Annotated in this window: 11 protein-coding genes; 8 read left to right on the plus strand and 3 right to left on the minus strand. The window is 61.5% G+C overall.

The genetic code is table 11. From position 1 onward, the window contains the following. Positions 1–155: 155 nt before the first annotated feature. Together EOA27_RS09655 and EOA27_RS09660 are read left to right on the plus strand one after the other, a co-directional pair. Entirely contained in the window at positions 156–374 is a 219-nt protein-coding gene (locus EOA27_RS09655) for a hypothetical protein (RefSeq protein WP_127256027.1), read from the plus strand. A 6-nt stretch (positions 375–380) separates the two neighbouring features. After that, on the plus strand, positions 381–929 hold the full coding sequence (locus tag EOA27_RS09660) for a phage tail protein (RefSeq protein WP_127256029.1): 549 nt from the start codon (positions 381–383) through the stop codon (positions 927–929). 359 nt (positions 930–1288) lie between these two features. Here the strand turns inward: EOA27_RS09660 and EOA27_RS09665 are convergent, their stop codons facing one another. Then, positions 1289–2158 (minus strand): ATP-dependent DNA ligase, encoded by an 870-nt coding sequence (locus EOA27_RS09665; protein ID WP_127256031.1) that lies wholly within the window; start codon positions 2156–2158, stop codon positions 1289–1291. Between EOA27_RS09665 and EOA27_RS09670 the strand changes: the two genes are divergently transcribed. Further along, positions 2157–2792 carry a hypothetical protein gene (locus tag EOA27_RS09670; protein ID WP_127256033.1) on the plus strand — a complete coding sequence of 212 codons (636 nt, stop codon included), beginning with the start codon at positions 2157–2159 and terminating at the stop codon, positions 2790–2792. The genes EOA27_RS09665 and EOA27_RS09670 overlap by 2 nt on opposite strands. A gap of 567 nt (positions 2793–3359) precedes the next feature. Here the strand turns inward: EOA27_RS09670 and EOA27_RS09675 are convergent. Both EOA27_RS09675 and EOA27_RS40560 read right to left on the minus strand, forming a co-directional pair. After that, positions 3360–3821: a hypothetical protein gene (locus EOA27_RS09675; protein WP_245491060.1), complete on the minus strand. Its 462-nt coding sequence runs from the start codon at positions 3819–3821 to the stop codon at positions 3360–3362. Then, the gene (locus EOA27_RS40560) at positions 3818–4474 is read right to left on the minus strand and encodes a DUF3489 domain-containing protein (protein WP_189561993.1); all 657 of its coding nucleotides are present in this window, start codon (positions 4472–4474) and stop codon (positions 3818–3820) included. Before EOA27_RS40560 ends, EOA27_RS09675 begins: the two co-directional genes overlap by 4 nt. Positions 4475–4652: 178 nt before the next feature. Here EOA27_RS40560 and EOA27_RS40565 point away from each other — a divergent pair, with 178 nt between their 5' ends. The 5 genes from EOA27_RS40565 to EOA27_RS09705 all read left to right on the plus strand — a co-directional run. Next, positions 4653–5129: a hypothetical protein gene (locus EOA27_RS40565; RefSeq protein ID WP_189561994.1), complete on the plus strand. Its 477-nt coding sequence runs from the start codon at positions 4653–4655 to the stop codon at positions 5127–5129. Further along, positions 5126–7114, plus strand: a complete 1989-nt coding sequence (locus tag EOA27_RS09690; RefSeq protein WP_189561996.1) for a phage terminase large subunit family protein — start codon at positions 5126–5128, stop codon at positions 7112–7114. Before EOA27_RS40565 ends, EOA27_RS09690 begins: the two co-directional genes overlap by 4 nt. 4 nt (positions 7115–7118) lie before the next feature. Further along, entirely contained in the window at positions 7119–7334 is a 216-nt protein-coding gene (locus EOA27_RS09695) for a hypothetical protein (RefSeq protein WP_127256039.1), read from the plus strand. Continuing rightward, complete coding sequence (locus tag EOA27_RS09700; RefSeq protein WP_127256041.1) at positions 7334–8869, plus strand: phage portal protein; 1536 nt, start codon at positions 7334–7336, stop codon at positions 8867–8869. Before EOA27_RS09695 ends, EOA27_RS09700 begins: the two co-directional genes overlap by 1 nt. After that, the coding region (locus tag EOA27_RS09705) for a S49 family peptidase (protein WP_189561995.1) at positions 8859–9848 on the plus strand (990 nt) is incomplete at its 3' end. The genes EOA27_RS09700 and EOA27_RS09705, both read left to right, overlap by 11 nt.

Here is a 9848-nt window from a genome sequence, read left to right on the forward strand (position 1 = left end):
TATATATATAGAAACAAGGGGTTAGTTGTATTTTTCGGGTGTATGGACGATTTCAGGAAAAATACATGTCTCCCCGCGAAGCGTGACCGTTGACGAAATGCCGACGAATCCGGCTTTATGCGCGAATTCCCGAGCACCCGAGAAGGATTCCCGCAATGGACATCATACGCGACATGATCGTGGCAGACCGTGGAAGCCCGAGGCAGTTCCGCAAAGGTCCGCTTCCCGAAGACGTGGGGCCGGATACCATCGGCCGCTTGCGTCGTGCCGGTGCGCTGCCTGCCATCGTTCTGGACGAAGCCGATAACGCGGCTATCGACGCCTTCGCTCAACTCATCGAGACCGCCCCGGCCCGCAAGGGCAAGACGAAGTAAGGACGAATGTCCGGCCTTGAGATACGCGCGGACTGGAATACGGCAGAGGTCCGCGCCCTCATGCGCAAGATACAAGGCGCCCGGTTGCATCAGGCGCTTTCCGTGGCAGTCAACACCACGGCTAAACAGGTCCGCACCAACGCGGCTCGCATCGTAGCGAAGCAAGGCGGATTGAAGCGGGCCGATGTTGATCCCTCGATACGCATCTATCCCTATTCGAAGCCCACAACGCTAACCGCGACTGTCCGAGGCAGCGGCAGGCCTATAGCGCTTGTGAAGTTCGCGGCGAGGCAGACGAAGACCGGTGTCAATGCAAACGCCTGGGGCGTCCGAAAGCTCTACAAAGGCACGTTCATTGCAACGATGCGGTCAGGGCATGAGGGGGTGTTTATCCGCACCAGCAAAAAGCGATTCCCGATCAAAGAACTATGGGGGTCAGGTGTTACCCAGGTCATGAGCCAAGCCATTGAGCAAGGCCAGCTTGTGACCGATGCGCAAGACCGTCTCACCACGAACGTGATACGGCAGTTGAAGCGTTACGCCTTCAAGGGTTGATCCCTGATACATCACAAACGTTGATGCATTACGCGACGCCCTACGCCGTTGCACCCCTCGGCGGAAGGATCAATGCCCGATGCCTCAAAGGCCGAAACCTGAATTATATCAATGGCTTAGGATTTCGCGGGTCCTTCCCCGGCCGCGCCAGGGGTGAGGGGGACGCTGCGGCGCACATTCTCTCTAGCGTCTGGCCCGGCCAAACGTATACCTTCACTATGCGCCACGAATAGAAACCATCGCTTTCGTTGATGGGTTCGGGAATTCCGCGGTGCCCTGCCTCGGCGGAATCAGTCAACGACTTCAAAGCGTTCCCAGGTCGGCGTCAGCGCTCGGGCCTCGCAATCGTCATATGCGCGCTATTCGTCTAGCAGTTCCTTGACAGATCCGTGCCGCAAGAACTCTTCGCCGCGAAGGTGCTGGACCCTGGCCCGCAACCCAGGTTTCACCCATTGTGTCGCCGGGTACTTCTTTCGCATCGCCTCGCTTGGTGGGGCACCGCCCGCCTTCGCTTTGACCTTCGCCCATAACCGTTCGCGAGCTTCACGGCCCAAGGTGATGACGGCGGCCCCGACATAGTGATGGGTGCCCGGTTCCACGAACCTGGCAATGGCTGGCTTCCCGGCCTCGCGCTCGACCCCGACAAGATCAAGATCAGTGTGCTTGTAGCTTTTCGCCTTCGTCCAGTTCGCGGTCGGGCCGCTGCGATAGACGCTATGGGCGCGCTTGGACACGACACCCTCAATTCCGGCTTGGTCGACCAGATAGAAGATCGAAGCGGCGTCGCCTGGCAACGTCTCGCTGAATTGAATCCGGGTGCCAGGCTTCACGATGCTGTAGAGCATTTCCCGCCTCGCCTTGCAGCCGATGTCGCGCAAGTCATGGCCGTTGAGGTGCAGGATATCGAACGCCCCCAGGATGGCGGCGTATGGGTCTTTCTGGATAACCCGCTGCATCAGGTGGAAGTCGGGCCGGCCGTCGGCGCCAGGCACCACGGCCTCCCCGTCAATGATGGCGGACTCTACCTCAAGCTCGCGGGCGGCCTCAACGATGCCGAGGTATCGTTTCGTCCAGTCCGCGCCGCTACTCGAATAGGCGCGGACCTCGCCGGCTTCGATGATGACTTGCGTTCGGTAGCCGTCTAGCTTGATCTCATGAATCCAGTCGTCGCCGAGCGGCGGGCTCTTCACAAGCTTGGGCTTCATTGGCGGTATGAACACAAGACGCATGACTGACTCGCTGGCGGCGATTCAATCAGCTTCTACTAAAATAGTTCCGAAGGCCCTAGCGTTGCGGGTTGAGCGCTCCTTAAGCTCCTTGCCGTACAATGATGGAATGATGCCCGTACCGCCCAACCCATATATCATCGCGTTGATCGCTTTTGCCGGAACCATCATCGGCGGCGCCATTTCGTTCGGAACACAGGCATGGTTGCGGTTCTACGAACGTAAGCAGGACCGGCGGTCGCTCGCCTTAGCGTTCGCGGCCGAAATTGAAGGCTATCTCAAAATCGTCGAACGGCGGAAACAAGTGCAATCGGCGGAAAATCTTTTACAACAGGCTCTAGCGGGGCAACCCACTTCCCTTCGCGGCTTCCTTAGCCAGAACGACACCCAGATGGAAGCTTTCCCGATTGCCAGCGCGAATGTGGGAAAGATCGGTTTGCTCGGCCCGTTGAGCGGCGAGGTCGTCCAATTCTACACCTTGGCAAAAGCAGTTCGGGCCACGGGGGTCGACGCCAATGCAGGCCGGTACGACAGCTATACCCCGGCGCAAATGGCGAGTCTGATCGAAGAGGAATTGGCCGTCTGGCGCATGGCCGTCAATCTTGGAAACACGCTCGTGAAAATGCTCCGGCGTTGATGGGTCAGGTTCCTCATCCCGTTCCCGTTCTTCCGCTTCCTCTAGAGCCTTAAGCAGTGAGACGAAGTTGCGAGGCAATACCGGATCAACTTCCAGCCCTAACAGCTTGTGCAGTGCCCGCCGGTTTTGCTCGTCCCGGATCATCGAGCGAATGGCTTTCGCGCCAGCCTGAGAACCTTGCGCCATTGGAGGTCGTCCACCCTGTATCCGGGGAAAAACTCCCCGCATCTGGAGTGGTTCCAATTCGGCTCATCTGTACGCGATCAGTTCGGCGGTCGCCCAAAAGCCGACCGCCATGAACAACAGCACCATAAAGGCGAACGCCAAGAGCTTCATTGCACTGCCTTCATGCCGCCTCACCCGCCGCTGGCCTCGCCTTCCATGATGCCAGGCCGATAGCGGCGCGGCCCGCCGAGGTCCGGCGGCGTTGCCATCCCGGCGCCTGTCTCATATCAGCGAGGCCGAGGTCGACCAAGCCCATGAAGATTTTGTCGAGCCCATCGTCGGGGGCGTCCGTCCACTCGTCGGACAGCCGCCGAAGGGTGCGCGCTTGTGCCGGTGTCAACATCAGCGCCACCCCGCGAGCGTGCGCCATTCGACCGGCCGACCTTCGGCGAAAGCGCGGTTGACGCCCTCGCCCATGCCCTTGGATATCCCGAGGTCGGTATAGACAACGGTCGCCTCGGCCACCCTGCCCCACGCCAGGCCGGCGTCGATGCCTCGGGCGCGTTCCACGGGGTTGCCATCGTCCAGCACGCCGGGTTGCGTATAAAGCAGATGGCTAGCCGCCGGGGCGTCACCTCGCGCCAGGCAATCCCGCATCGCGGCCCGAGCATAGGCCACGTTGCGATTGACGTCGCCGGCATACGGCGACTCCAGAATGACCAGCCGCCACGGCGACGGGAACGGTTTCGCGCGCGCCTCGCCAAGCTGTTTCAATTCGTGCCGGGAGAAGTGGTCGCCGAACGGGTCATAGGTCGCGATAAACTCGGCGGCCCGTAGCGGCAGTGGCTTCGCGTTGTCGCTCATGCCGCCACCTCGGGCGCCGGGATCAAGTAACGCGTTTCCTCGCCCTTGATCTTCCGGCAAACGATGTTGTGGCCTTTCTTGCGAAGGGTGCCCGCGATGTAGCCGCGCAAGGTGTGGGCCTGCCATTCCGTGCCTTCCATAAGCTCGGCGAAGGTGGCGCCGTTCTCGCGCGACACAAGCTCAATGATCTTCGCCGCCTTCGTTTGCTTGGGCGCCTTCGCTGGCTTCGGACCCTCGGTAGCGACGCGCTGGCGCCGGGCCTCACGGCGAGCCTCGATTTCCTCGGGCGTCGACTTCGTCGGCGGGAGGTCCGCAACAGCGGCGCGCATCGCTGCCGGCGTCATCTTCGCGGCCTCGGCCACGGTCGCCTTGACCTCGACCGGCTCGGCGGTAGCGTCGCCAGCTATGACGGTGATCGGCTCGGCGAGCCGCGCCGCCGTTTCATCGTACGGCCGGCCGTTGACGAAAGCGGCGGCGATGATGTCGGCGGGGATACCCTCGGCCAGCACCTTGGACGGCGCGGCGACATGGGGATACCATTCGCGGGCGCCGGGGCTCACCGCCACAGGCTCATCCGCAATGTAGCCGGGGAACTTGCCGGCCAGTTGCTTGGCAAAGCGCTTCGCATTCGACTTCACATTGAAGGACTTCATTGTCGTTTCCAATTCGGCTAGAGTGTTTGCAATTCGCAAACGCCGACATAGCGTCGAATATGCGTGATGTATATAGCTAGGATCAAAAAAAGTGGGGCGCCGGAAAAATCTTGAGGGCATCAGCCTAGCCGCTTTTGCCCGAGAAATGGGCGTTACGCCCAACGCGGTGAGGCAAAGAGTGCAGCGCGGAAGCCTGGCCGGGGCCATCCTGGCAGACGGTTCCGTCGACGCGGTCAAAGCGCGGGTCCAATGGTTTGCAAATAGCAACCCAAACCAGCAAAGGCGGAAGCCGGCGGCGAAAACTTCCAAGCTTCGCGAGGCCGCCGAGGGCGCCCAGGAAAACAGCGAATACGACCTCAAGGTTGAGCGAATGGCCGTCGACCTTGAGGCCGCCAAGATCAACCTTGAACGGCTAAAGGAAGCAACGGTCGACCGCGAGGAAGCGCGCCGCGCGATCCGTTCGCTGATGCTGGTCTTTCGCGCCGCCATGCTGAATTTCGCGAACCGCCACGCCTCGGATATCGCGGCCGAGGTCGAGGCGGATCCGGTTCGCCTCGCCGGTGCGCTTGAAGGCTACATGCGCGTCGCCCTGGCCGAGCTGGCGAAGACGCGGGCACCACTGGACGCCGGAACCTTCGGGGACGCCGCGTGCTGAGCGAGGGCGCCTTTGAATACCTGTTTGAGGAAGGGATTGCGGCCATTGAGCCCGACCCGCCCTTCACCGTTTCGGAATGGGCGGACGAACACCGTTTCCTAAGCTCGAAAGCTTCGTCGGAACCCGGCAAGTGGCGGACCGCCCGAACCCCGTACCTCCGCGAGATCATGGATTCGCTGTCCACGTATTCAGCGGTCGAAACCGTGGCGCTCATGAAGGGCGTGCAAATCGGCGCCTCGGAAGCTGGCTTCAACTTCGTCGGCTACACAATCCACCATTCGCCCGGCCCCATTATGTACGTCTTGCCGACTATCGCCATGGCGAAAAAGTTCAGCAAGACGCGCATCGATCCGATGATTTCGGAAAGCCCGGCGCTCGCTGAAAAGATCCAGCCGGCGAGGGCTCGCGATAGCGGAAACACAATCGAGCAAAAGGACTTTGACGGTGGCGCCCTGTTTATGGCGGGCGCTAACTCGGGCTCGGGCCTTCGCGGCTCGCCGGTGTCACGCTTGGTTCTGGACGAAGTCGACGCCTACCCGGCATCAGCGGATGACGAAGGCGACCCCGCCATGCTGGCGATCAAGCGAACGGCGAACTTCCCGCGTCGCAAAATTTTCATCACGTCTTCGCCGAAGCTCAAGATTAATAGCCGTATCGAGAAAGCCTTTAAGGACGGCGATCAACGCTATTACAACGTGAAGTGTGAGCGGTGCGGCACCCTGCAGCCCATCGTGTGGAGCGCGATCAAATGGGAAGCGGGCCGGCCGGAAACGGCGGCCTTCGTTTGCCAGGCGGCGGACCCAGACACCGGCGAGCTTTGCGAGCACCGGCACACCGAAGCCCGCAAAAAGTTCTTGCTGTCCGAAGAGCACGGCGCCGAGTGGGTTCCTACCGCGACGCCGATCCGGCCGAACGTGCGCAGCTATCACCTTTCCGCGCTCTACTCGCCTTGGTTCAAATGGTCGGAATGCGTCTCGGAATTCCTGGCGGCGAAAGACGACCCCGCGCTGCTACAGATTTTCGTCAACACCGTTCTAGGCGATTCATGGGAAGACCTTAGCGGCGAGAAGGCGGACCCCGAGGCCCTACTTTCGAAGCGCGAAGACTTCACGGGTTGCCCCGCCCGCGTCGCCCTCATCACTGCCGGCGTGGACGTGCAGCCCGACCGCCTCGAATGCGAAACCGTTGGATGGGGCCGCGACGAGGAATCGTGGTCGCTTGATTACAAGGTCTTCACTGGCGACCCCTCACAACAAGAGGTTTGGGATCAACTTGACGATTACTTGCGCGAGCGGTTCCCGCATCCCGCGTTCCCGAACGGCATGGCGATTTCTGCCACCGCTGTCGATACCGGCGGCTCAAATACGCAAGACGTTTACCGCTTCGTCAAGCCGCGCGAGGGCCGGCGGATTTGGGGTATCAAGGGTTATGCCGGACGGCGCCCGGTGTGGCCGAAAAAGCCGACACGAAACAACAAAGGCCGGATCAACCTTTTCCCTATCGGCGTGGACAGCGCAAAGGAGACCGTTACCAAGCGCCTCGAAAAGACGGGGCCAGACGTAAGGGGGGCCGGCGCATGTCACTTCCCCATGGAACGCGATAAGGAATACTTCGATCAGTTGACGGTCGAGGTAAAGAAAACCCGGTACGTCAAAGGCTTCAAAGATGTGTATTGGTGGAAGCCAGACGCCGCCCGAAACGAGGCGTTGGACTGCCGCGTCTACGCCTACGCCGCGTTGCAAGGCTTGATCGCGGCCGGCATCGTCTTGAACCGCGAGGCCACCAAGGTCGAGGGTAAGTTAGGCCCCGCCGAGCCCGCACCGGCGCCGCTACCGCCGGCCCCGGAAGCCTCGGCACCCGCACCCGAGGCCTCACCCCCGGCCGAGCTGGCGGACGAATCGCAACATGCTGGAATTCAGCCGCCTCGGGCGAATGGTAAAGTGCACCGGAAACGGCGTCGCGTCGTCGCCAGCCCGTACATGTGATGTCATGACCGATTTGGAAATATTGCTGGCTACCAAAGCGGCGCTGCTTAAGGCGATGCGCTCGGGCGCACTTATCGTCCAGCACGGTGACAAGCGTGTGCAGTATCGCAGCATAGACGATTTGCGGGCGGCCCTGGCCGGCATCAACGACGAGATCGCCACCGCCGAGGGTCGGCCTCGAAAGCGCGTGTTCTACCTTGACGTTCGGCGGGGCTACTGATGGGCATTATCTCAGGCATCCGGCGGGTAGCGCATGCCTTCCGCGTTACCGGCGGCGGGAACAACTCGTTTGAGGCGGCAGGCAATGGCCGCCGCTTGCGCGGCTTCAACCCTTCGAAAAACCACGTCAATGTCGCGATCCGCGCCGCCGGTCCGACCCTGGTCGCTCGCGCCCGCTGGCTTTACGAAAACGATGGTTACGCCGGAAACGCGGTGGACGAATGGACCTCGCAGGCCGTTGGCGATGGCATCAAGCCCCGGCCCCGCTTCAAGGGCAAGAAAGCGGCCAAGGCGGCACTGCTCAATCTGTTCTTGAAATGGACGGACGAAGCGGACGCCGAGGGGAACACCGATTATTTCGGCATCCAAGAGAAGGTCGCCCGCGAGGCCTATCTAACCGGCGAGTGCTTCGTGCGGCTTCGCAATCGTCGCCCTGGCGATATGTGGACCGTCCCCTTTCAGTTACAGATTCTGCCGACCGAAATGCTGGATATGGGTTTCAGCGCCTCGCTTCCGGGCGGCAATTTCGTGGTCGCCGGTATCGAATTCAACTTGCTCGGCGCCCGCGTCGCCTATCACTTCTGGCGCTATCACCCGCACGATGAACGGCCACCGAACACCGTGAGCGCCCGCGACCGCGTCCGCGTCCCGGCTTCCGAGGTGTTCCACGTCTTCGACGGACGCCAGGGCGGGCAAATCCGCGGTGTTCCCCGGATCGCTCGCGCGCTGGTCAAAATCTTCGGCCTTGAGATTTATGACGACGCCGAAATCGACCGCAAGAAAAACGCCGCGCTGTTCACCGCGTTCTTGATCGGCCGGGGTGAAAACCCCATGCGTCTTGACGACGAGGAAGACGAAGACGATTTGCCGATCGCCGGCATGGAGCCCGGCGCAATCGTGGACCTCGGCGACGATAAGGATATCAAGTTTTCCTCGCCGGCCGAGGTCGGCGGGTCTTATGAGGCTTTCCAGTATCGCACCATCTTGAAGATTTGCGCCGCGCTCGGGGTGCCGTATTCCTATGTTACCGGCGATATGACCAAGGGCAATTTCTCAAACGTCCGCACCGCCATTATGGCGTTCCGCCGCCGGATATCGCAGTGGCAGAACAATACGCTGATCCATCAGCTTTGCCGCCCGGTGTGGGTCGCCTTCGTTGAGCGCGCGGTGATGGCCGGGCTTGTCGAGCTTCCCGGTTATGACGAAGACCCGAGCGAATATTGGCAGTGCGATCACCTTCCGCCGCGCCAGGAATGGCTTGACCCGGCTAAGGACATCGCGGCCGAAAAGGAAGCGATCAAGGGCGGCTTGAAGAGCCGCACGCAATCCATTGCCGAACGCGGCTATGATCGCGAAGACCTGGACGACGAGATCGAGGAAGAGCGCGCCGAGGCGGCGGGGAGGAAGACCCCGCTTGTTTTCGATACCGATGGAACCGCGCCGCCGGCCGCCTCAAGCGCGGCGCCGCCGCCCGCGAACGACGACCCCGCAGATAACGAAGACGACCCGCCGGAGGATTTGCCAAATGCCGCGTGACCTTCCGCTAGTCGCGAGCCTGCTTTTCGATACGCCCTTGCTCATTCATCGCGGCAAGGCGAACACCATCCTTAACGCGATTGGCCCCCGCATCCTCGACGGCCTGGCGGTGGGTGCCTCCGAATTGCCGCGCCCGCAGCGCGAGGCCCGAGCCGGCCAGGGCCGGAACTTTCGCAGTGGCGGCTACATGGCGGACAACGGAATCGCCGTGCTGCCAGTGCTCGGAACCTTGATCCGGCGCGGTTCATGGCTGGACTCCGAGTCCGGCCTTACCAGCTATTCCGCGCTGTCCGATGCGGTCACGGAAATCATGTACGACCCGGCGGTTCGGGGCCTCATGCTTGAGCTTGATTCCCCCGGCGGCGAAGCCAGCGGTTGCTTTGACCTGGCGCGCTTCATTCGCAGCGCCAGCGAGGCCACCGGCAAACCGGTTTGGGGGCACGTCAACGAAGTGGCGGCCTCGGCCGGCTACGCGGTGATAAGCTCGGCCTCGCAAATTTGGGTGCCGACCACGGGCGAGTGCGGCTCGATTGGTTGCCTCGCCGCGCATGTGGATGTGAGCGAGGCGGACAGGCTGGCGGGCGTCCGCTGGAATTACATTTTCTTCGGCGCCGAGAAAGCGGACGGCAACATGCATGAGCCGTTGAGCGACCGGGCCAGGGCAACTTTGCAGGCCGATGTTGACGCCCTCGGCGAAATGTTTGTGCAGCTTGTTTCGCAACATCGTGGAATCGACGCCGATACGATCCGTGCTACGGAAGCACGTATGTTTCGCGGCGCCGAAGCGGTTGAGTCTGGCCTGGCTGATAAGTCCGGCACCTTTGACGAAGCCTTGGAAGCGTTCGCGAATAGCGTTGACGAATTGCAAACGGTTACGCCTCAAGCGTCGTCAAAATCGAAACTAAAGGTAGGGCTTATGACCAAGGTTCTTGCAAACACTCCGCCGGCCCCCGTTGTGGAGCCCGAGCCCGCCCCGGCC

The sequence above is a fragment of the Mesorhizobium sp. M2A.F.Ca.ET.037.01.1.1 genome (genome assembly GCF_003998075.1).
Taxonomy (GTDB): Bacteria; Pseudomonadota; Alphaproteobacteria; order Rhizobiales; family Rhizobiaceae; genus Mesorhizobium.